This is a genomic window from Xanthomonas campestris pv. asclepiadis (assembly GCF_020784175.1).
Taxonomy (GTDB): Bacteria; Pseudomonadota; Gammaproteobacteria; order Xanthomonadales; family Xanthomonadaceae; genus Xanthomonas; species Xanthomonas campestris_D.
Genome location: NZ_JAJGQM010000031.1, coordinates 41,115 through 63,074, shown reverse-complemented (window position 1 = coordinate 63,074; position 21,960 = coordinate 41,115). Strand labels below are relative to the sequence as shown.

15 protein-coding genes and 1 pseudogene are annotated in these 21,960 nt (G+C 66.8%); 11 read left to right on the top strand and 5 right to left on the bottom strand.

Translation table 11 applies throughout. The annotated features are described in order from the left end of the window. Nucleotides 1-185 precede the first annotated feature (185 nt). The 4 genes from LL972_RS14360 to LL972_RS14345 are packed head-to-tail and all read right to left on the bottom strand — an operon-like array spanning nucleotide 186 to nucleotide 3,899. Nucleotides 186-641, bottom strand: coding sequence for a nucleoside deaminase (locus LL972_RS14360; RefSeq protein WP_016903626.1), 456 nt, complete (start codon nucleotides 639-641; stop codon nucleotides 186-188). Next, nucleotides 638-1,138: a GNAT family N-acetyltransferase gene (locus LL972_RS14355; RefSeq protein ID WP_167765935.1), complete on the bottom strand. Its 501-nt coding sequence runs from the start codon at nucleotides 1,136-1,138 to the stop codon at nucleotides 638-640. Before LL972_RS14355 ends, LL972_RS14360 begins: the two co-directional genes overlap by 4 nt. A gap of 26 nt (nucleotides 1,139-1,164) precedes the next feature. Continuing rightward, the gene (locus LL972_RS14350) at nucleotides 1,165-2,253 is read right to left on the bottom strand and encodes an HlyD family secretion protein (RefSeq protein WP_228328162.1); all 1,089 of its coding nucleotides are present in this window, start codon (nucleotides 2,251-2,253) and stop codon (nucleotides 1,165-1,167) included. Next, a complete protein-coding gene (locus LL972_RS14345) occupies nucleotides 2,250-3,899 on the bottom strand; it encodes an MFS transporter (protein WP_228328161.1) in 1,650 nt (549 codons plus the stop codon). Before LL972_RS14345 ends, LL972_RS14350 begins: the two co-directional genes overlap by 4 nt. A gap of 87 nt (nucleotides 3,900-3,986) precedes the next feature. On the opposite strand from LL972_RS14345, the gene ubiE reads away from it, so the two are divergent. The 11 genes and pseudogenes from ubiE (at nucleotide 3,987) to LL972_RS14290 (ending at nucleotide 19,459) form a co-directional block, all read left to right on the top strand. Then, nucleotides 3,987-4,748: a bifunctional demethylmenaquinone methyltransferase/2-methoxy-6-polyprenyl-1,4-benzoquinol methylase UbiE gene (gene ubiE / locus LL972_RS14340; protein ID WP_228328160.1), complete on the top strand. Its 762-nt coding sequence runs from the start codon at nucleotides 3,987-3,989 to the stop codon at nucleotides 4,746-4,748. 217 nt (nucleotides 4,749-4,965) lie between these two features. Beyond that, nucleotides 4,966-5,856, top strand: a pseudogene (locus LL972_RS14335) (GGDEF domain-containing protein). Between the two features lie 236 nt (nucleotides 5,857-6,092). Next, on the top strand, nucleotides 6,093-8,042 hold the full coding sequence (locus LL972_RS14330; protein WP_228328164.1) for a M1 family metallopeptidase: 1,950 nt from the start codon (nucleotides 6,093-6,095) through the stop codon (nucleotides 8,040-8,042). Nucleotides 8,043-8,362: 320 nt separating this feature from the next. Continuing rightward, nucleotides 8,363-9,082 (top strand): hypothetical protein, encoded by a 720-nt coding sequence (locus LL972_RS14325; RefSeq protein WP_228328159.1) that lies wholly within the window; start codon nucleotides 8,363-8,365, stop codon nucleotides 9,080-9,082. Nucleotides 9,083-9,230: 148 nt separating this feature from the next. Continuing rightward, on the top strand, nucleotides 9,231-9,854 hold the full coding sequence (locus tag LL972_RS14320) for an HAD family hydrolase (RefSeq protein WP_228328158.1): 624 nt from the start codon (nucleotides 9,231-9,233) through the stop codon (nucleotides 9,852-9,854). 501 nt (nucleotides 9,855-10,355) lie between these two features. Then, on the top strand, nucleotides 10,356-12,374 hold the full coding sequence (locus tag LL972_RS14315; RefSeq protein ID WP_323134219.1) for a methanol/ethanol family PQQ-dependent dehydrogenase: 2,019 nt from the start codon (nucleotides 10,356-10,358) through the stop codon (nucleotides 12,372-12,374). Beyond that, nucleotides 12,371-14,134, top strand: a complete 1,764-nt coding sequence (locus LL972_RS14310; RefSeq protein ID WP_228328157.1) for a quinoprotein dehydrogenase-associated putative ABC transporter substrate-binding protein — start codon at nucleotides 12,371-12,373, stop codon at nucleotides 14,132-14,134. Before LL972_RS14315 ends, LL972_RS14310 begins: the two co-directional genes overlap by 4 nt. A gap of 25 nt (nucleotides 14,135-14,159) precedes the next feature. Further along, nucleotides 14,160-14,816 carry a c-type cytochrome gene (locus LL972_RS14305; RefSeq protein ID WP_228328156.1) on the top strand — a complete coding sequence of 219 codons (657 nt, stop codon included), beginning with the start codon at nucleotides 14,160-14,162 and terminating at the stop codon, nucleotides 14,814-14,816. Then, a complete protein-coding gene (locus LL972_RS14300; RefSeq protein WP_228328155.1) occupies nucleotides 14,813-15,874 on the top strand; it encodes a beta-propeller fold lactonase family protein in 1,062 nt (353 codons plus the stop codon). The genes LL972_RS14305 and LL972_RS14300 overlap by 4 nt, the downstream gene beginning before the upstream one ends. A gap of 35 nt (nucleotides 15,875-15,909) precedes the next feature. After that, nucleotides 15,910-17,016: an S-(hydroxymethyl)glutathione dehydrogenase/class III alcohol dehydrogenase gene (locus tag LL972_RS14295; protein ID WP_228328154.1), complete on the top strand. Its 1,107-nt coding sequence runs from the start codon at nucleotides 15,910-15,912 to the stop codon at nucleotides 17,014-17,016. A 151-nt stretch (nucleotides 17,017-17,167) separates the two neighbouring features. Continuing rightward, entirely contained in the window at nucleotides 17,168-19,459 is a 2,292-nt protein-coding gene (locus tag LL972_RS14290; RefSeq protein WP_228328153.1) for a TonB-dependent receptor, read from the top strand. Between the two features lie 110 nt (nucleotides 19,460-19,569). On the opposite strand, the gene LL972_RS14285 is transcribed toward LL972_RS14290, so the two are convergent. Then, a complete protein-coding gene (locus LL972_RS14285) occupies nucleotides 19,570-21,543 on the bottom strand; it encodes a sigma-54-dependent Fis family transcriptional regulator (RefSeq protein ID WP_228328152.1) in 1,974 nt (657 codons plus the stop codon). Between the last annotated feature and the right edge of the window lie 417 nt (nucleotides 21,544-21,960).

Genomic DNA, 21,960 nt, shown 5'->3' with positions numbered 1-21,960 from the left:
GGATGCCGCGTAAGAGCCTCCATGGACGGATTCACGGCGTGTCCCGCGATGGTGGGCGGGCAAGGGCCCTGCAGCCAGATTGCAGATCACTCCCTGCAACGGAGGCGCAGATCATCGGCTCTGCAATCGGCCGTCACCTTGGCAACCACCTGCACTGCACAGCCAACCTAAATCCGGCAAACCGCTCAGTCCTCGCCGATATCCTCGTTCCACACGTCCGGGTTGGCCGAGATATAGCCGCCGAGCAGGTCGATGCATTCCTGGCTCTGCAGGTCGATGACAGTGACGCCGTGCTCGCGCAGCCAGGACACACCGCCCTGGAAGGTGACCGACTCGCCGACCACCACGGTGCCGATATTGAACTGGCGCACCAGTCCGCTGCAGTACCAGCAGGGCGCCAGCGTGGTGACCATGATGGTGTCCTTGTAGCGGCGCTGACGGCCGGCCTTGCGGAAGGCATCGGTTTCGCCATGCACGGAGGGATCGTTTTCCTGCACGCGGCGGTTGTGGCCGCAACCGAGCAGACGTCCGTCGTTGTGGTACAGCGCCGCGCCGATCGGGATGCCGCCTTCGGCCAGGCCCTGGCGGGCTTCGGCAATGGCGGTGTCGAGCAGTGCGCGGTAGTCGGGGGTGGTGATCATGCAGGCTCCTGGGTGGCGGCGTCGGCGCGACGCAGCATGTCGATGTGGGGAATGCCGTCTTCCAGATACGGTGTGGACGAGGGCGTGAAACCATGTGCGGCGTAGAACGCCTGCAGGTGCGCTTGCGCACCGAGTTGCACGGCGCTGGCAGGCCAGTATTGCTGCACCAGGCGCAAGCCTTCGCGTAGCAGTGGATGGGCAAAGCCGTGCCCACGCTGCGCGGCGGCAATCACCACCCGGCCGATGCTCGGCTCGGGATAACTCACGCCTGGCGGCAAGACGCGCAGATAGGCAGCCAACGCATCATCGTCGGTACTGCCGAGCAGATGCAGCACACCCGGCAGGCTGTCCTTGCCATCCAGCTCCGGGTACGCGCACTGCTGCTCCACCACGAACACGTCCGAGCGCAGCCGCAGCAGCGCGTACAGCTGCGTGGTGCTCAGTTGGTCGAAGCGCAGGCACTGCCAGTGCAGCGAGGGTAGGGGCAGGGACGACATCAGCGCATGATAGCGGCTGCGTCGCCTCAGTCGACCGCGCTGTCAGTGTCGATCGCCACCACCACCGACATGCCCGGGCGCAGCCGCGGTGCCAGCGCCTGGTCCGGATCGACGCTGATGCGCAGCGGAATGCGCTGGGCGATCTTGACGAAGTTGCCGGTGGCGTTGTCGGCCGGCAGCACGCTGAATTCCGAGCCGGCGGCCGGGGAGATTTCCTGCACACGGCCGTGCAGACGCGCGTTGTCCAGCGCATCCACGGTGAAGCTGGCGCGCTGCCCGATGCGGATCTTCGCCATCTGGGTTTCCTTGAAATTGGCCACGATCCACAGCGTGTCCGGCACCAGCGACATCAGCTGCGTGCCATTGGTGACGTAGGCGCCCTGGCGCACGCCAAGCTGGCCGAGCTGGCCATCGCGCGGGGCAAGGATGCGGGTGTTGTCCAGATTGATCTGCGCCAGTTGCACGACCGCCTGCGCGTTGGCCACTGCCGCTTCCAGCGCGGCGCGATTGACGGTAACGCTGCGTGCGTTCTCTTCGGCGGCCTGCACCGCGGCACGTGCCTGTGCCACGCCGGCATCGGCCTGCGCCCGTGCGGCGAAGGCGGTGTCGCGGTCCTGTTCGGACACCAGCTTCCGGTCGGCCAGCTGCTGTGCCCGCGCATAGGCCGAGCGGGTGCGGTCGCGCTGCGCCTGGTTGCTGCTCAGTGCGGCACGTTGTTCGGCGATGGTGGCATCGGCGCTATGCCGCTGCTGGTCCCAATTGGACAGGTTGGCCTGCGCGGTCTGCAGTTGCGCCCTGGCCTGTTCGAGTTGCTGGGCGTAGATGCGGTCGTCGATTTTGGCCAGCAACTGGCCGTGTTTGACGTGGGCGAAGTCCTGCACCGGCACCTCGGTGACGTAGCCGCTGACCTGCGGCGCGATCACCGTGATCTGGCCATGCACCATTGCGTTCTCGGTGCGCTCGACGGCGCTGACGAACGGCGGCAACCGCCATGCATACAGCACCAGTGCGACGCCGAGCAGGGCCAGCCCGCCAAAGCCGATCACGCCACCGATGCGGCGACGTCTGCGACGTTGCCGATCGGCAGCAGAAGTTGAATCTGCAGGTGTATTCATGGGCGCGTACTGGAAGCAGGAGAAGGGGGCGAAGCGGGTGGGCGCAGATAACGCCGCCACACCAGCACGGACAGGATCCATAGCCCGGTGGCGATGGCGATGCAGCCGATCAACAGGAACACGTCGTTATAGGCGAGCACATTGGCCTCGCGCGTGGCCACGCTGCCCAAAGCGCGGACGCCCTGGGCCTGGCGCAGGGCCGGGTCGCCGATGCTGCGGCCGTAAAGGGTGGCATAGGCCTGCACGCGTGCGGCCACTTGCGGGTCGGTCAATGTCAGATGCTCGACCAGCTGGCTGGAATGGTATTTCTCGCGTACGACCTGCACGGTGCCGAGCAGCGCGCTGCCGAGCAGGCCGCCCATGTTCTGTGCCATGCCGAACAGCACGATGAAGCTGATCAGATTGGCCGGCTGTGCAATGACCCGGCCCAGCCCGGCCACCATCGCCGGGCCGATGAAGAAGGTGCTGCCAAAGGCGAGCAGGAACTGGCTGACGTACATTTGCTCCGGGCGGGTGAGGCTGGTGGCATTGGCATCCATGAAGCAACCGATGCAGATTGCCGCCACCGCGATGATCAGGTGCTCGGCCACGCGCGCCGGATTGATCAGCCACGCGCTGGCGGCCACACCGACCACCGCGCCCAGCAACATCAGCACGAACAGGGTCTGCAACTGCGTGTTGGCCAGCCCCAGGGTCTGGAAGAAGCCGATCGCGCCGGTGCTCTGCTCGGACAGCACCAGCCGGATCAGCAGGATCGCCAGGCCCAGCCGCAACATGTCGCCGCTGGCCAGCCAGCGCGTGTTGATCATCGGGTTGCGGCGGTTGTGCTCGATCCACGCCGCCGTGCACAGCAGCACGATGGAGGCCGCCAGCACCACGCCCAGCCAGGGCGTGCTGGTCCACCACAGCAGCCGCCCCAGCGACAGCACCGCCGCCAGGCCGGCCGCACCGGCCGCGAACAGGCTGAAGGTGAGGAAATCCAGCGGCTCGAACACGCGATAGCGATCGCTCGGCGGCAGCTTGAGCGCCAGCACGCAGGCCAGCGCGAACACCGCCAGGCCGAGTTCGAACAGGTACAGGCCCTGCCACTGTGCAAATTCCAGCAGATCGGTGGAGAACACCCGCGCCAATGGCAGCGCCAGCTGGGTCACCCCCAGCCCGGTCACCACCGCCTTGAGCCGGTACCGGGCCGGAAACGCCTGGATCACGTAATACAGCCCAAGCGAACTGAGCGCGGCGCCCACCAGTCCGTGCGCGGCACGCACGGTGATCGCCGAGCTCAGGCTGTGCACGAACAGGTGCGCGAAGGCGATGACCGCATACAGCGCCAGGAAGATCTCGGTGAAGCGCCGCAGCCCGAACTGCTGGCGGAACTTCACCAGCAACAGGTTGGCCGACATGTTGGTCATCACGTAGGCGGCCGGCAGCCAGGCCATTTCGGTGGCATAGGCGCCCAGCGTGCCCTGCAGATAGGTCAGGTTGGCGGTGACCAGCGCATTGCTCAGCCCACCGGTCAGCGCCACCACCACGCCCACCAGCCCGTACTGGATGCGGCGCCGGGTGGGGTGCAGGGGCGTGGAGGCCGACCCGGGCAGGGTGGGCTTCTCATGGGGCTGCCAGTCGCGCTGGACGTACTTGTCGTGCACGCAAGGCTCGCAGGGCCGGTCGCAGGGGAGGCAGCGATTGTGGTCCGGTTGCGGTCATGGCGGCGTCAGCAGTGCGATAATCCGCCCATGAGCGAATCCCCCTATACCTCCGGTACCACCCATTTCGGCTTCCGCGATGTCGCTGCCAAGGACAAGCAGAAGCTGGTCGGCGAAGTGTTCACCTCGGTCGCGCGCAATTACGACCTGATGAACGATCTGATGAGTCTGGGCGTGCACCGTGCATGGAAACGCTACTTCGTGGCGACCGCGCAGGTGAAACCGGGCGACCGTGTGCTGGATCTGGCCGGCGGCACCGGTGACATCGCCGTGCTGCTCAAGGAGCGCGTCGGCAACGAAGGCGCGGTGGTGCTGGGCGACATCAACGCCGGCATGTTGTCGGTGGGCCGCGACCGGCTGACCAACCGCGGCCTGGTGGCCGGCTTCGACTACGTGCAATGCAATGCCGAGGCGCTGCCGTTCCCGGATCAGAGCTTCGATCTGGTGACCATCTCCTTCGGCCTGCGCAACGTCACCGACAAGGACGCCGCGCTGCGCGAGATGTACCGCGTGTTGAAGGTGGGCGGGCAGGCGCGCGTGCTGGAATTTTCCGAAGTCACCGCCGACTGGTTCAAGCCGATCTACGACTTCCACTCGTTCAAGATCCTGCCGAAACTGGGCCAGCTGTTCGCACGCGATGCCGACAGCTACCAGTACCTGGCCGAGAGCATCCGCAAGCATCCGCCGCAGGAATCGCTCAAGGGCATGATGGGCGAGGCCGGATTCGCGCGTTGCCACTACAAGAATCTGACCGGCGGCATCGTGGCGATCCATTCCGGCTACAAGATCTGAACCGGATCGGGCGGGTGCGTGTCTGAGCATCTCGTCCGGCGCACATCGCGCGCCGGGTATCGCGCGCCGGACATCGCACGAGCACGCCATGCTCGTGTTCGCTTGCCGCACGATTGCACTGTGTGCAGGTGCGTTTGCCGACAAAATTTTGAGACTCCCGTCGCGTCGGCTCCACCAACGGTCGGCGACACTAGGCGCTCTTTTGTCGGAGACGTGGATGCGCTTGTACGCAGGGTTGTCGCGCGTGTTTCCCCGCTCCTTCAGTGCCAAGCTGCTGGCGGTGACCTTTGTCGGCATCCACCTGCCGCTGCTGTTGTTGATCGCCTGGCTGGCCGCGCAGAGTGAGTTGAGCGGGCGCCCGCTGTGGTCGGTGGTGATCGTGGCGCTGCTGGCCACGCTGGCAGGCACCGCGGCCACCTTGTCGGCGCTGTATCGCCTGCTCGCACCGCTGCGCATTGCCGCCGACGCCCTGGATGCGTATTACGCCGACCAACGCCTGCCCAGCCTGCCCGAACATGGCGACGACGAGCTGGGGCGGTTGCTGCGTGGCATCAATCGCAGCCTGCGCGGCATCGATGCCGGCATGCGCGATCTCAAGAAGCATGCCTTGTTCGACCCGCTGACCGAAGCCTTGAACCGGCGCGGCTGCGAGCAGGCGATGCGCGATTCGGTCACCGCCGCGCAGCGCGAAGGCTAGCCGTTCGTGTTGTTCGTGCTGGACATGGACAACCTCAAGCCGATCAACGACCGCTTCGGCCATCTGGCCGGCGATCGCGTGCTGGTGCGGCTGGTGGAATCGGCCTACGGCTGGCTGGGCGCGCAGGACTGGATCGGGCGCTGGGGCGGCGATGAATTCCTGATCGGCGTGCATGCCAGCGAAGACGACGCCACGCTCAAGCTCAATCAATGGCTGTCGATGCTCGAACGCGAAGATGCCGACGAAGCGCCGCTGCATGTGAGCGCCGGCAGCGCGGTGTGCGAGCGTGGCCTGGACGCCACCGAGCTGTATCGCCGCGCGGATGCCGCGATGTACCGCGCCAAGTTCTCCGGTGGCCGGCGTCTGGTGCGCGACGGGCATGACAGCCCGCGCAGTCATCCGGTGGTCTAGGCGATCCGGCAATCACCTGGCGGCCGGGCCGCAGGCGGGTGCACGCTGCGCATGGGCCGCACGCGTTACGCCACCACTGCGGTTGCTGCGCCAGGCTCGCGCCGATGCGCCAGCGACATGCACGGTGTCCCCAGCCGGCGCGGGTTGAGCAGCCGGCAAGCGCTCGCCATCGGCCGCACGGGCAGGCAACCGCCCGGGGCGTTAAAATGCCCAATTCCCTCGCTGCGGTGCCGTCGATGCGCTGCCCGTTCCTGTCGCTGTCCCTGGCCGTGTCCATCGCGCTGGCCGGCTGTTCCAATGAGTCCACGCCGCCGGCCGCCAGTACCGCCGCGCCGGCCACCACTGCCAAGGCACCCGTGAAAGCAGACGCCCGCAACCACGATGAAAGCTCCTACGCCCAGCCGCAGCTGGTGGTCATCAAGGATCTGGCGCTGGACCTGAAGCTGGACTTCGACAGCAAGCAGATCGGCGGCACGGCCACCTATACGCTCCAGTGGAAGGACAAGGCCGCCAAGCAACTGGTGCTGGACACGCGCGAGCTGAGCATTGCGCAGGTGCAGGCCGACGACGGCAAGGGCACGCTGACGCCGCTGCAGTTCGCGCTGGCGCCGGCCGACAAGACCTTCGGCAGCAAGCTCACCATCGAGGCGCCGACTCAGCCGGCCAAGGTCGTGATCACCTATCACACCGCACCGACCGCCTCCGGCCTGCAGTGGCTGGAGCCGTCGATGACCGAAGGCAAGCAGTTGCCCTTCATGTTCAGCCAGTCGCAGGCGATCCACGCACGCAGCTGGGTGCCGTTGCAGGACACCCCGAGCGTGCGCTTCACCTACAGCGCGCATGTGACCTCGCGCCCGGACGTGATGGTGCTGATGAGCGCCGACAACGACCCCAAGGCCGCGCGCGACGGCGACTACAGCTTCAAGATGCCCGAGCCGATTCCGTCCTATCTGCTGGCGATCGCCGCCGGCGATGTGGTGTTCAAGCCGATTTCCGCACGCTCGGGCGTGTGGGCCGAGCCGGCCATGGCCGACAAGGCCGCCAAGGAATTCGAAGACACCGAAAAGATGATCGGCGCCGCCGAAAAGCTCTATGGCCCGTATCGCTGGGGCCGTTACGACATGCTGGTGCTGCCGCCGTCGTTCCCGTTCGGCGGCATGGAGAATCCGCGCCTGACCTTCGCCACGCCCACGGTGATCGTCGGCGACAAGTCGCTGGTCTCGCTGGTCGCCCACGAACTGGCGCATAGCTGGTCCGGCAACCTGGTGACCAATGCCAGCTGGAAGGACATCTGGCTCAACGAAGGCTTCACCACCTACGTGCAGGCGCGCATCACCGAGGCGCTATATGGCGCCGAGATGGCCGAGATGGAGCGCGAGATCGACCAGGGCGACCTGCTGGCCGAAGTGAAGGGCATGGCGCCGGCCGACCAGGCGCTGGCGCTGCCGCCGCTGGCCGAGCGCGACCCCGACGAAGCCCTGAGCCAGGTGGCCTACGTCAAGGGTGCGTGGTTCCTGCAGTTCCTGGAGCAGCGCTTCGGGCGCGCGGTGTTCGACCCGTTCCTGCGTGGCTGGTTCGACGATCATGCGTTCCAGAGCGCCACCACCGACCAGTTCGTCGACTACCTCAAGAAGAACCTGCTGGACAAGCATCCCAATACGGTCAGCGCGGCCGAGGTGGATGCGTGGCTGAAGCAGCCGGGCATCCCGGCCTTCGCCACCAAGGCGCGCTCGCGCAGTTTCTCGATCGTGGACACCGCGCGCATCGCCTGGAGTGGCAGCGGCACGCTGCCGAGCAAGCAGGTCACCGGCGAATGGGGCACGCAGGAGTGGGTGCACTTCCTCAGCGGCATGGGCGCGACCTTGAAGCCGGAACAGCTCAAGCAGCTGGATGACGCCTACCACTTCACCGGCACACCGAACGGCGAAATCGCCATGCGCTGGTATCCGCTGGCGATCCGCAGCGGCTACACCGATGCGCGTGCCGCTGCAGGCGCGTTCATCGAACGCGTCGGCCGTCGCAAGCTGGTGCTGCCGATCTACGCCGAGTTGCTGAAGACGCCGGACGGCATCGCCTTCGCCGAGCAGGCCTTCGAAAAGGCCAAGCCCAGCTATCACCCGATCACCACCGCATCGGTGGCCGAGATGATCGCCAAGGCCAAGGCAGCACCGCCAACGCAGCCGTAACGGCAACGGAGGGCGCCGCAGACGCCCTCCGTCGCTTTCATCGCGGCATCGTGCCCTGCAATTACGCCGTAGGAGCGCACCCGGGCGCTATGGGGCTTTCCCGTAAGGCCGATCGCGCCAGGTGCACGCCTCCCGCCGCTTGCATCGCAGCACCGTGCCCTGCAGTCACCGCGGTAGGAGCGCACCCGGGCGCGATGGGGCTTTTCCGGTGGAGCCCCGTCGCGCCCGGGTGCGCTCCTACGGTGTGCGGCTGTCTGATCGCGGGGACTGCGGGCAGGCTGGTATCGTTGCCGCTGCTTTCATGCCTTCCGGAGTCGACGATGAAGTATCTGCTGAGCGCGGCCTTGTGCGTCGCTGCAGTGAGTGGCTGTACCGACCGCGAGGCGCAGCGTCAGGCGCAGGAAACCGCGCAGGCGCAAGCCAAAGAACACGAGGCCGATGTACTCGCCAAGCAATACGACGAGGCGGTGAAGGCCGGGAACTGGGACATGGCGCGTGCGCATGGCGCCGCGGTGCTGGAAGGTTTCCCGGGCACGGCGGCGGCCACGCGCATCGAGCCTGGCTATGCCGACATCAAGGCCAAGGGAGAACAGGCGCGCGAACTGCGCCGCATGCAGGCGTTGTGGCAATACTCGCAAGTGCCGGCCAAGGGCGGCACGCAGCGCTCGGCGATGATCGATGCCAAGAGCCGCGTGGATGTCGACGGCAGCGGTCCCAAGCCGGTGAGCCTGGTGTTCCGTGATCACCCGCAGTGGAAGCGCCACAGCTATCTCGTGCTCAAGGCCGGCGATTTCAACTGCTATGGCGGCTGCAAGGTGCAGGTCTCAGCCGATGGTGGCGCACCACGCGCGATGGCCGCGCATCGCCCCGATACCGATGAAGCGATCGCGATGTTCATCGACGACGACAAGGCGCTGTGGAAGCTGGTGCGCAACGCCAAGCGCATCAGCATCGTGTTCCCCGTCAAGGCTGGCGGCACCCGCACGGCAGAGTTTGAAGTAGGTGGCCTGGATACCACCCAGATGCCGGGCTGGAAGTAGGCGCAACACCGACTGCGCGGCATCAGGCGCGCGCTCGCTGCACTGCATCGGCATACAGTGCTGGTCGACTGGGGGAGTGCGTGAGGTGTGCGTTCACCTGGCGACGGCTTGCCGTGTTGCGTCAACCACCTCTCAAGTGTTTGCAGGTATGGACGGTATGACCATCCCACAGAGATCTCCCACGTTGTCGGACTGCCGCCATTGGGTGTTCGACATGGACGGCACGCTGACCGAAGCCGTGCATGATTTCGCGTTGATCCGCCGGGTGTTGGAGATCCCGCCAGAGGCGGACATCCTGCATCACCTAGCATCGCTGCCGGCCGAGCAGGCCGCAGCCAAGCACGCCTGGTTGCTCGAGCACGAGCGTGAACTCGCGCAGGTCGCACAGCCGGCACCCGGTGCAGTGGCATTGGTGCGCGCGCTGCAGGCCGCCGGATGCCGGCTCGGCATGCTCACCCGCAACGCGCGTGCGTTGGCGCAGGTGACCTTGCAGGCGATCGGCCTGCACGATGCATTCGCCTGGGACGACATCGTCGGCCGCGACGAAGCCGCGCCCAAACCCGCACCAGACGGCTTGCAGTACTTCGCAAACCGCTGGTCGGTGGAGGGCGCGGCACTGGTCATGGTCGGCGACCATCTCAACGATCTGGCCTGCGGCCGTGCAGTCGGTGCCTGCACCGTGCTGGTCAACACACCAGGCGATCCGTGGCCGGGTCTTGCCGACTGGCGGTTGCGGGACTGCACGCAGTTGCTTGCGCAGTGGCAAGACTAGCGCGACGTCTCGCGAGTAGGCGAAGCGTGCAGAAGGATGGATTGCGATGCGCGGCTGGCCACGTGTCGTTGGATGACGATGACGATTGAGGCACCGTCATCGCAGTGGGAAAAAGTGGTTCGCGCTCGAAGGGCGTGAGAGCTGCTGAATCTTTCGCCACGCATCAACCTACGCCAAACCTTACACCGCTGTCGACGCCGTACCCTCATCCGCCCTTCGGGCACCTTCTCCCGGCGGGAGAAAGCAAAGCTGCGCCACCAATGTCACAGCACGCCCGGCGCAAACTGTGCCAGAAGCGTGACAGTGCGCCTTGCGCAAGCGATTGCCATCACAGCAAACCCCCGCTGCCCCGACATGGTGCGTCGCACCAGTGCGCTGGCATGGCGTTTGCTCTTTCACCTCTCGACGTTTCCGACGTCCGCGACGCAACTGGCGGGTGCAACGCCTGCGCCGCGGAATGTTTCAACCGACTGGTTGTTCAATCGAGAGGGGTAGACGCACATGCACCAATCTTCCTGTCGCAGCCTGCGCAGCAGTGTGCTGCTCATGCTTGCGCTGAGCGCCGCGCTGGCCGGCTGTAAAAAAGAGGCCGCCACCGAGACTGCTGCGCCGGCACCGGCCGCTGCACCCGCCGCTGCGCCGCCGGCCGCTGCGGTGGTCGACACCGATAGCGAGTTCACCACCAATGCCAGCAACCCGGACAACTGGGGTGGCATCGGGCGCGACTTCGCGCTCACCCGGCACAGCCCGCTGGCCGAGATCAATCGCGACAACGTCAAGAACCTGAAAATGTCGTGGGAAATGAAGACCGATGCCACGCGCGGCCACGAAGGCCAGCCGCTGGTGATCGGCAGCGTCATGTACATGGTCAGCGCGTATCCGAACAACGTCTTCGCCATCGACCTGGCGGCGCAGGACGACGGTGGCAAGGTGCTGTGGAAATACACCCCGCAGCAGGACGAACGCTCGGTGGCGGTGGCGTGCTGCGATACGGTCAACCGCGGCGCCTCGTATGCCGATGGCAAGCTGGTGTTCGGCAGCCTGAGCGGCGATGTGATTGCACTCGATGCCAAGACCGGCAAGGAAGTGTGGAAGCAGAAACTCGGGCATCCGGACAAGGGCGAGACCATCACCATGGCGCCGATCATTGCCGACGGCAAGGTGATCGCCGGCATCAGCGGCAACGAGTTCGGCGTGCTCGGGCGTGTGGCCGCCTACAACCTGGCCGATGGCAAGCAGTCCTGGTCCTGCGATGCGGCCGGCACCGACAAGGCGATCTGCCTGGGTGCGGACTTCAACAAGGCCAATCCGCAGCATGGTCAGCTCGGCGACCTGGGCGTCAAGACCTTTCCCAACGACGAATGGAAGCGTGGCGGCGGTGCGGCCTGGGGCTGGTACAGCTACGACCCGAAGTTGAAGCTGCTGTATTACGGCACCGGCAATCCCGGCCTGTGGAGCCCGTCGTATCGCTGCGGCAAGACCTCGCAGGAGGAATGCAACAACGGCGAGCACGACAACAAGTGGTCGATGACCTTGTTCGCACGCAAGATCGATACCGGCGAAGCGGTGTGGGGCTACCAGAAGACGCCGTTCGACCAGTGGGATTACGACGGCATCAACGAGCCGATCCTGGTCGATCTGACCATCGACGGCAAGCAGGTTCCGTCGGTGGTGCAGTTCGATCGCAACGGCTTTGCGTATGTGCTCGATCGCCGCGACGGCACCTTGCTGCGCGCGCACAAGTTCGTGCCGGCCAACTGGGCCGAGCGCATCGACATGAAGACCGGCCGCCCGGTCAAGGTGGCCGCGCATTCGCCGCTGGAACGCGGCAGGAAAGTGCAGGCCTTTCCCTCGGCCATGGGCGGCAAGGACCAGCAGCCGTGCTCGGTGGATCCGGCCAATTCGGCAGTGTTCTTCTGCGGCACCAACAACTGGCACATGGAGCTGGAACCGCAGGAGCGCGGCAACACCATGATGGGCCTGCCCTACGTGTTCGCCAACGTGATGATGAAGCCCAACGAGCCGGGTGCGCTGGGCATCGTCAAGGCCTTCGATGTGGTGGAAGGCAAGTCCAAGTGGGAGATCAAGGAGAAGTTCCCGGTGTGGAGCGGCACCCTGGTCACAGATGGCGGGCTGGTGTTCTACGGCACATTGGATGGCTGGTTCCGTGCGGTGGACAAGGACACCGGCAAGAAGCTGTGGGAGATGAAGCTGCCCTCCGGCATCATCGGCAACCCGATCGCCTACAAGGCCAACGGGCACCAGTACGTGGCGGTGTTTTCCGGCATCGGCGGCTGGATCGGTCTGCCGGTGGCCGCAGGTCTGGATCCATCCGATCCGTATGGCGCGCTGGGGGCTGCCGGGCTGGCATTCGGCGCCGGCTTCGACAAGATCCCGCTCGGCGGCATGGTGCATACCTTCCGTATCGATGGCGCGGGCAAGACCGTGACCGCCGGTACCACCGCCACTGCAGCGGCAGGCGGCGGCGCTGCCAACGCCGTCGCGAAGACGGCACGATGAGCTCCAGGCACGGCGTTGGACACGCGCACCGGCAGTTCGCTGCCGGTGCGCGTGGCATGCACCGGCAGCTGTGCCGGGTGCTGGTGGTTTGCAGCCTCGGACTCGTCGCCGCAGGCTGCGCACGCGAGCCGTCCTCACCGACGGCTCGCGCTTCTCATTCCGATGCGGCGCCCGCGGCGGCGGCTGCATCCACTGCGGCACCGGCAGCGGCGAATGCCCCGCCGCCGGCGCCCGACCCGCACGTACTGCGGGTATGCGCCGACCCGGGCAACATGCCGTTGTCCAACAAGGCTGGCGAAGGTTTCCAGAACAAGATCGCGCAGGTGCTGGCCGAGGCCATGGGCCGGCGCCTGGAATACGAATGGCGCACCTACTACCAACGCGGGCTGGCGCGCAGCACCATCACTGCCGGCCGCTGTGATGTGTTGATGGACCTCAACAGCGATTTCGAGCAGGGCCTGACCACGCGCCCGCTGTATCGCTCGGCCTATGTGCTGGTGACGCGCAAGGGTCTGGATCTGGTGCCGACCTCGCTGGACGAGCCGGCGCTGAAAAAACTGCGGCTGGGCGTGTTCCAGAGTTCACCCGCACGCCAGGCCCTGTACGAACACGGCATCAGCGGCCAGGTGCAATACCTGTTCTACGACTCGGCCACTGCGCCGGAAGAACATCCCGGCAAGCTGGTCGAACGCGTCGCCGCCAATGAGCTGGATGCGGCCGAATCCTGGGGCCCGGTGGCCGGGTATTACGCGCAACGCGGTGGCCTGGGCGTGGTGCCGCTCAATACCATCGACGATGCGGTGCTGGAGTATTCGATGGCGTGGGCGGTGTCGCGCAAGAATGCGCAGCTGCGCGATGCCTTGAACACGGCGATGCAGCAGAGCGCGGCAAAAATTTCCGAGATCCTGCGCAGCTATCACGTGCCGCTGGTGCGCTGCAGCGACTGCGTGGTGGCGGGCGATCTGGCGTCGCACGGGCCGTACGCGATGCCGACGCCCGTGTCGACGTCCCCCAGCCCGGCCGCATCCTCGCAGCAACTGGCGCAGTTGCAACTGCGCATCGCCGACGGTGCCGACCCCAACCAGGAACTGGCGCATGCGCTGGATGCCGGCGACGCGGTACGTGCGGCGTGGTTGTTGCGGCATGGAGCCGATGCCAATCGTCCCAACCTGCTCGGCGAGCCGCCGCTGCATCAGGCCATCCGCAATCAGGAGCCGGACCTGGTGGGTCTGTTGCTCGATGCCGGTGCAGGCCTGGATGCGCGTGATGGCAGCGGCTGGACCGCGTTGATGAAGGCGGCCTGGGCCAACGATGCCGACAGCGTGGCCAGGTTGCTCGGCAAGCGTGCGCCGGTGGACACCGTCTCCAGCGATGGCTGGAGCGCGCTGGACCTGGCGGTGGCCTACGCCGATGTCGGCGTGGTGCAGGCATTGCTGAAAGCGGGGGCGAACGTGCGGCGTGCCAATCCCACCGGCTTCACGCCGGTGATGTTTGCGGTGGCGCGCGAGGACCCGGCGATTCTCGATGCGGTGCTGGCAGGCGGTGCCGACGTCGGCCACGCGAATCAGGCCGGCGTCACCGCCTTGATGCTGGCCGCCGCGGCCGGGCGCGACGCGGTGGCCAAGCGCCTGCTGGCGGCCGGCGCCGACCCTGCCGCACGCAATCGCGACGGCAAGACCGCCGCCGCGCTCGCGCAGGCGCGCGGCGACAGCGCGCTGGCCACGCTGCTCACCGAGGCCAGGCGCCCCTCCCGGCAATGACCGTGTCACCCGCCGCGCGCACGGGGTGCGCGGTGTTCCCTCCGATCAGAAAGGTTCGTTCATGCGCAAGTCCACCGTGGGTTGTTTCGATCGTTCCGTCCGCGCGCCGTTGTGCGCGGTGATGCTCAGCATGCTGCTGGCCGCCTGCGGCAAGGAGGCACCGCCGCCAGCGCCCGCGTCCGAGGCCGCCGCTCCGCCGGCTGCCAGCATGCCTGCGCCGGCCACCGGCAGCGCTGCGCCTGCGCCCGCAGCGGCGACCGCCGGGGTGCCCAACCCGGCCGCCGGGCCTGCACCGGATCCGTCCACCCTGCCCGCAGCGCCGGCCACTGTGGTGCCGATCCCGAAGGGGCCGGAGGTCAAGGTCACTCCCGAACTGATCGCCGAGGGCAAGAAGATCTATTTCTCTGCCGGCTGCAATGCCTGCCATGGCGGCACCGGTGGCGGCGGCATGTGCCCGCCGTTGACCAACGACATCTGGGTCTATGGCAGCGACGACGACACCTTGCGTACGCTGATCAGCGAGGGCACCGCCGCGATGATCACCCACGGCAAGACCCGCATCGGGCATGAGAAGGTGGTCGGGCAGATGCCGCCGTTCGCGCCGGTGCTCAAGCCGGGCGACACCGAGAAACTGCTCGCCTTCATCCATTCGATCAACAAGACCGCGGGCAAGGCGCAATGAGGCCAGCGTCCATCGGCTGGCAGCGCGTCCTGGCGACCACCGCGCTGGGCGTGCTGCTGACCTTGGCCGGTTGCCGGCGCGATGCGCAGCCGCCTGTGTCCAACGCTGCACCGGCGACAACGACGCCTGCAACGCCCGCCGCCGCACCCGTGCCATCAACGCCGCCGGTATTTGCGTATGTGCCCAATCAACGTAGCGGTACGGTGTCGGTGATCGATACGTACACAGATACGGTGGTGCGCACGCTCAGCGCGCAGGGGCAACTGGGCAAGCGCTTGCAGCAGGTGTTGCCGGGCCCGAACGGGCATCTGTATCTGATCGATGCCGAGCATCATCGCCTGATCGAACTCGATACCGGAACAGACGCGGTGCTGCGCAGCGTGGAGATCGGCGAGAACGCCGAGGGCATTGCGCTGTCGCCGGACGGCAGGCAGTTCGCGGTGTGTGTGGAAGGGCAGAACCAGGTGATGTTGATCGATGCGGCGCAGTTCAGCGTGCAGCAGGTGATCGCCACGCGCGGGCAGGCGCCGGAGCATTGCGCCTACACACCGGACGGGCAGTGGTTGCTCACCAGCAACGAAGGCTCCAACGACATGGACATGATCGAGCTGGCCACCCATCAATCGCGCGGCGTGGTCGCCACCAGCGGCCATCCGCGCGGCATGGCGTTCGCACCGGACGGGCACAGCGTCTACATCGCGCAGGAGGCCGCCAACGTGGTGGATGTGATCGACCTGCAGACACGTCAACGCCGCGCCAGTCTGCCGGCCGGCGTGCGCACGGCGGGCGTGGCGTTGTCGGCCGATGGCACGCGGCTGTACGCGTCCAACGGCGGTGCCGGCACGGTCAGCGTGATAGACACCACCAGCGCGCGCAGGCTTGCCGAGATCGCGGTGGGGATGCGGCCGTGGAATCCGGCGCTGACCCCGGCTGGCGACAAGCTGTATGTCGCCAACGGGCGCTCGAACACGGTGAGCGTGATCGACACCGCCACATTGCAGCAGATCAAACAGATCCCCGTCGGCGACCTGCCGTGGGGCGTGGTCATCGCGCGCTGAGCGGCGGCCATGCCGACGCGCGCCAGGGAGGCCGGATGAAGACACGCGCTGCGGTGGCCTGGGGTCCGCGCCAGCCGCTGACTATCGAAGAGGTGGACCTGCAGCCGCCGAGGCCCGGCGAGGTGCTGGTGCGCCTGGTCGCCACCGGTATCTGCCATGGCGATGCGCATGCGTTGGCGCACGGGCAAGCGAGCAGCTTTCCGGTGATCCTGGGGCAGGAGGGCGCCGGCATCGTCGAGGACGTGGGCATCGGCGTCACCAGCGTGCGTCCCGGCGATCACGTCATCCCGCTGTACATGCCCGAATGCGGCGTGTGCAAGTTCTGCCGCTCCGGTCGCACCAACCTGTGCCAGGCGATCCGCAGCAGCCAGGAGCGCGGCCTGATGCCCGACGGCAGCAGCCGGTTCTCGTTGCACGGGCGGCCGATCCTGCACCATATGGGCACCAGCACGTTTTCCGAATACACCGTGGTGCCGGAGATCGCGGTTGCGCGGATCCCGCCGGATGCACCGCTGGATCAGGTCTGCCTGCTTGGCTGCACGGTCACCACCGGCGTCGGCGCGGTGCTCAACAGCACGCATGTGCGGCCCGGCGACTGCGTGGCGGTGTTCGGCCTGGGCGGCATCGGCCTGTCGGTGGTGCAGGGCGCGGTGCTGGCGCAGGCCGGGCGCATCATCGCGGTGGATATCGACCCGGCCAAGTTCGCGCTGGCGCGTGCCCTGGGCGCCACCGATTGCCTGGATCCGCGCGACTACGGCGCGCCGATCCAGCAGGTGATCGTGGACCTCACCGATGGCGGCGCCGACCACAGCTTCGAATGCGTGGGCGATGTCGGCGCGATGCGCGCGGCACTGGAGTGCTGCCACAAGGGCTGGGGCGAGAGCGTCATCCTCGGCGTGGCCGACGACGCGCAGGAAATCAGCACGCGCCCCTTCCAACTGGTGACCGGGCGGGTGTGGCGCGGCAGCGCGTTCGGCGGAGTGAAAGGGCGCAGCGAGTTGCCCGGCTATGTCACGCGCTATCTGCACGGCGATATCCAGCTGGCGCCGTTGATCACGCGCACGCTGGCGCTGGACGACATCAATCAGGCGCTGGCGGATCTACGCGCGGCGCGCGGCATCAAATCGATCGTGCTTTATTGAGGGAGACGACATGAGGTCGACGCATCACTTACTGTGGGATCGCAGCACACCGCCGCTTCGCGTCGCACACCATGGCTGCGATGCATTGCAACGACATCGGCTTGCCTGCGCCTGCGCAGCGCTGCTGTGCGCTGGTACGATCGGCACTGCAATGGCCGAAGACGCGCCGCAGGTGACCTGGCTGGACCGCATCGAGGTCACCGCCACGCCGATTCCCGGCACCACCATCGACGCGGCGCAGCTGCCGTACATGGTGCAGTCGGCCACCGACAGCGCGTTGTCGCGCGGGCGCAGCAACAACCTTAGCGACCTGCTGCAGCGGCGCTTCGTTGGCGTGGATGGTAACGACGTGCAGGGCAGCGCGTTCCAGAACGATCTCACCTTACACGGCTTTCGCGCCTCCGCATTGCCGGGCGCCTCGCAAGGCGTGTCGGTGTATCTGGATGGCGTGCGCTTCAACGAACCGTTTGCCGACATCGTCAGCTGGGACATGCTGCCCGAGTCGGCAATCAATGCAGTGACGCTGATGCCCGGCTCCAATCCCTTGTTCGGGCCGAACACGCTCGGTGGCGCGGTGGTGCTGTCCACCGCATCGGGCCTCACCGCGCCGGGATTGCAGGGCGAAGCGAGCATCGGCAGCGGTGCGCGCAAGCGCCTGGATGCCAGTTATGGTCTCGCCAGCCAGGACGGCTGGCATGGCCTTGTCGCGGTCACCGGCTTCGACGAGAACGGCTGGCGCGATGCCTCCGAGGGTCGCCTGGGAACGGTGTTCGGAAAAGTAGGCAAGCAAGGCGAGCAGACCGATTGGAGCCTGTCGGTGCTGCACGGGCGCAGCCGCCTGATCGGCAATGGCCTGCTGCCGGATACGCGCTACACCGACGATGGCCCCGAGCCCGGCCTGTATCGCGCCGACCGCCGCGCGGTGTACACCTCGCCCGATCTCACCCGCAATCGCAATACGCTGTTCACCGCGCAACTGGACCATCGCTTCGATGCGGACACCGCATTGCATGCATTGGCCTACGCGCGGGTGGGCCGCCGCGATACCGTCAATGGCGATATCGGCGAGGACTACGAGGAATTCGTCGAGGAATGCGCCTCCGGCTACGCTGACGACGGCAGCGCGCTGGATGCCGATTGCGATGTGGCACGCGCCGATGCCGATGCATTGCCCACCGGCGCGCTCAACACCACCCAGATGCGCCAGGACGCGCAGGGCCTTGCGCTCAACCTGAGCAAGCAATGGGGTGCGCATGCGCTCAGCACCGGCGTGACCTTCGATCGTGGCCATGTGCGCTATCGGCAATTCGCGCGCGATGGCTGGGTGCAGGCGGATCGCTCGGTTGCCGCCGATCCGGATGCCGAGCGTGCGTTCTTTTCCGGCGTGCGCGGCAGCACCAAGGCGCTGGGCGTGTTCGTCGCCGATACCTGGGCGCTGGATGCTGCCACCCATCTCAGCGCCGCGGTGCGCTGGAATCATGTAGTGGTCGACAACATCCTTTCCACTGCCGACGACGGCGACCGCCCACGCGAGCGCTTCGTCTACGCCAAGGCCAATCCGTCGTTAGGGCTGACCCATCGGCTCGATTCGGGGCTGACGCTGTACGGCTCGGTCGCACAGAACAGCCGTGCGCCTACCGCGATCGAACTGGGCTGCGCCGATCCCACCCAGCCGTGTCGATTGCCGACTGGCCTGCAGGCCGACCCGCGCCTGGAGCAGATCGTTTCGCGCACCTACGAACTGGGTGCGCGCTGGACACCGTCGGCCAACACCAATGCCACGGTGTCGGTGTACCGCGCCGACAATCGCGACGACATCCTGTTCCTGCGCGCACCGGATACGCAGCTGGGTTACTTCGACAATGTCGGCCGCACCCGCTACCAGGGCGCCGATCTGGCGCTGCGCTTGCGCAGCGGTGACTGGCAGTGGTCGGCCGGCTACAGCTTTCTGGATGCGACCTACCGCAGCGACGGCGAGCTGCTGTCCGGTGAGCGCGTGATCGCCTTGCGGCCGGGCCTGCGCATCGCCGCATTGCCGCGCCACAACCTCAAGCTCGGCGTGGAGTGGCAACACGATGCGTTGACCTTGGGTGCCGGTGTGCGTGCGGTGTCCGGGCGCGTGGCCAGCGGCAACGAAGACGGCCAGGTCGACAACGCCGAAGACGGCGAGCCCGCACCCGAGCGCATCGACATCGGCACCGCCGGCTACGCGCTGGTGGATCTGCAGGCGCGTTGGCAATTCAGTGAGCGGCTGTCGCTGTTCGCCCGCGTCGACAACGTCTTCAATCGCCGCTATGCCACGTACGCAGCCGTGGCCGAAGACGTGTTCCCCGACGGCGAACTTGCGCGCCCGCAGGACGCGCCGGTGGAAACCGGCCCGGCACGTTTTCTCGCACCGGGCGTACCGCGGCAGTATCTGATCGGGGTGCGTTGGGCGCTCTGAAGCCGAGATTCGGGATTAGGCATTGGGGATTGGCAACATCAAATGCCAGCACAGCCGCTGCGTTGGCGTTTACGAATCTCCAATGCCCACTCCCCAATCCCAGCGCCCATTCAACCGGTATCCAGGCCGTGCTTGCGCAGCTTGCGATACAGCGTATTCCGGCTGATGCCCAGGGCATCGGCGGTGCGGCTGACATTCCAGCGGTGGCGTTCGAGTTGCTGTTGCAACACCAGGCGCTCGGCCTGATCGAGTGCGACGCGGCCGGGCATGTCGTCGGCCGCCACCGCGCGGCCATCGACCAGACACGGCGCGCTGCCGGCATCGACGATTTCCTGCGGCAGATTCGGCAGGCGGATCACCCCGTCGCTGCACAACACCGCCGCCGTGCGCAGCACATTACGCAACTGGCGCAGATTGCCCGGCCATGCGTAGCTCAGCAGTTTGTGCATCGCTTCTTCGCTGATGCGCACGCTGTGCTCGCTGTTCTCCTCGCGCAGCAAGGTGCGGATCAGCTCTGCCTTGTCGCTGCGTTCGCGCAGCGGTGGCAGATGCAGCACCACGCCATTGAGCCGGTAATACAGATCCTCGCGAAACTCACCGGCCGCCACCCGCTGCGCCAGATCGCGATGGCTGGCGCTGATCACATGCAGCTCCAGCGGTACTGCGCGCTCGCTGCCCAGCGGAGTGACGCATTGTTCTTCCAGCACCCGCAACAGGCGGCTCTGCAATGGCAGCGGCATGTCGCCGATTTCATCCAGAAACAACGTGCCGCCGCTGGCCTGCAACAGTTTGCCGTGGCGGCCTTCGCGCGCGGCATCGGTGAACGCGCCACGCGCATACCCGAACAATTCGCTCTCGATCAACGCCTCGGGAATCGCCGCGCAGTTGATCGCCACGAACGCGCCGCCGGCCCACGGTGAGCCACGATGCACCGCCTTGGCGAATTCCTCCTTGCCGGTGCCGGTATCGCCACGCAGCAGGATCGACACGCGATGTGCGGCCAGCTTCAGCGCATTGGCCAGGTTGTGGCGCATGCGCGAATCCGAGCCGACGTGCTCGCCGGGTTGCAGTTCGGTATCGGGCGCCAGCTGCGCCGGCCCGCCCACCGCCGGCAGCGCGGGGCGCGCACGCGGCGGGCGCACCAGCGCGTAGAAGCGCCGCCCGTGGCAGGCGCAGCGGATCGACCACAAGGTGCCGGCATCGCTGCCGGCGCGGTGCTCGAGGGTGTCGAAATCCAGCTGCATCACCTGCGCGATGTTGCGGCCCACCAGCTGGCTGCGATCGAGCTTGCCCAGTTGCTCCAGCACCGCCTCGTTGACTGCCAGCACGCGACCGTCGGTATCGATCGCAATCAGTGCCTCGTGCAGCAGGCCGGCGAACTCGGGCCGGCTATGGAAGCGCAGGATGAAGGCATGGCCGAACTGGTTGAGGAAATGCGAGCGCGAGATCTGCGCCGCCGACATGCTCACCAGCGCCACGGTATGGCGCTGGGTCTGCTTGCCGTCCTGCGCATTGGGGGTGGACGCATCCAGCACCGCCAGCAGGCCGCCGTGCGGGTCCAGGATCGGCGCGCCGCTGCACGACAGCAGCAGATGGCGGGTCAGATAATGTTCGCCGCGATGCACGCTCACCGCAGTGCGCTCGGCCGCGCAGGTGCCCAGCCCGTTGGTGCCTTGATGGCACTCGGCCCAGCTGGCGCCGCAGAACAGACCGGCCTGGCGGAATTCACGCAGCAGGGTCGGGTCGTGCACGCTGTGCAGCACGGTCGCCTCGGCGTCGGCAAAGATCACCGCATAGCCGCTGCCGGCGATCTGCTCGTAGAGGTTTTCCATCTCCACCTTGGCAATGCGCAGCACATCGCCCAGGCGTTGCTGGCGCTCGCGCACGTGCAGCGCATCGTGCACCAGCGGCTCGGGGGCTGCCTCGGGCAACAAGGCGTAATCGTCCAGGCAGCGCCGCCACGAGCGCGACAGTGGTGCGGCAAGCGGCGCGATGTCGCGCAGCCGGCGGATCTGCCGGAGCGCATCCGGTTCGATCTCGGGCAGGGCGATGGACGTGGCGGCGACAACGCTTGGCTCTGACATGGGCCAGCGTTCCTCAGTGGGCGCGAAGCGTCAGTAGAGGCACAGATCGCTGCCATGCTCAAACTGCATTGCAGCAAATTGCGGTGCGGGTGCGGGTGCGGGTGCAGGTGCCACGGCCAGTGATGGCATCAGCTGGATGGTGGCTGTCCGCTCAGTACCGAGTGAGGGCGGCGAGCCCCTCTCCTGCGGGAGAGGGGGTTGGGGTGAGGGTGCGAAGCCTCGTGCTGTTCCAACTGCACGAGGCGTCGCTCGTACCCTCATCCGCCCCTCGGGGCACCTTCTCCCGACGGGAGAAGGGCAAGGCGCTGATCAGTGCGGGTGCGCCTCAGAGCGCGTAGCCGAATTGCTGCTTGAACTGCGCCAGGCATCAACCGGGCCAACCATATGTCCCGCCGTCGCCACGGCCCGCGATCTCAG

Coding starts and splice junctions, on each gene's coding strand:
- LL972_RS14360 (WP_016903626.1), bottom strand. CDS start 641: ATGATCACCACCCCCGACTACCGCGCACTGCTCGACACCGCCATTGCC.
- LL972_RS14355 (WP_167765935.1), bottom strand. CDS start 1,138: ATGTCGTCCCTGCCCCTACCCTCGCTGCACTGGCAGTGCCTGCGCTTC.
- LL972_RS14350 (WP_228328162.1), bottom strand. CDS start 2,253: ATGAATACACCTGCAGATTCAACTTCTGCTGCCGATCGGCAACGTCGC.
- ubiE (WP_228328160.1), top strand. CDS start 3,987: ATGAGCGAATCCCCCTATACCTCCGGTACCACCCATTTCGGCTTCCGC.
- LL972_RS14330 (WP_228328164.1), top strand. CDS start 6,093: ATGCGCTGCCCGTTCCTGTCGCTGTCCCTGGCCGTGTCCATCGCGCTG.
- LL972_RS14325 (WP_228328159.1), top strand. CDS start 8,363: ATGAAGTATCTGCTGAGCGCGGCCTTGTGCGTCGCTGCAGTGAGTGGC.
- LL972_RS14320 (WP_228328158.1), top strand. CDS start 9,231: ATGGACGGTATGACCATCCCACAGAGATCTCCCACGTTGTCGGACTGC.
- LL972_RS14315 (WP_323134219.1), top strand. CDS start 10,356: ATGCACCAATCTTCCTGTCGCAGCCTGCGCAGCAGTGTGCTGCTCATG.
- LL972_RS14310 (WP_228328157.1), top strand. CDS start 12,371: ATGAGCTCCAGGCACGGCGTTGGACACGCGCACCGGCAGTTCGCTGCC.
- LL972_RS14300 (WP_228328155.1), top strand. CDS start 14,813: ATGAGGCCAGCGTCCATCGGCTGGCAGCGCGTCCTGGCGACCACCGCG.
- LL972_RS14295 (WP_228328154.1), top strand. CDS start 15,910: ATGAAGACACGCGCTGCGGTGGCCTGGGGTCCGCGCCAGCCGCTGACT.
- LL972_RS14290 (WP_228328153.1), top strand. CDS start 17,168: ATGGCCGAAGACGCGCCGCAGGTGACCTGGCTGGACCGCATCGAGGTC.
- LL972_RS14285 (WP_228328152.1), bottom strand. CDS start 21,543: ATGTCAGAGCCAAGCGTTGTCGCCGCCACGTCCATCGCCCTGCCCGAG.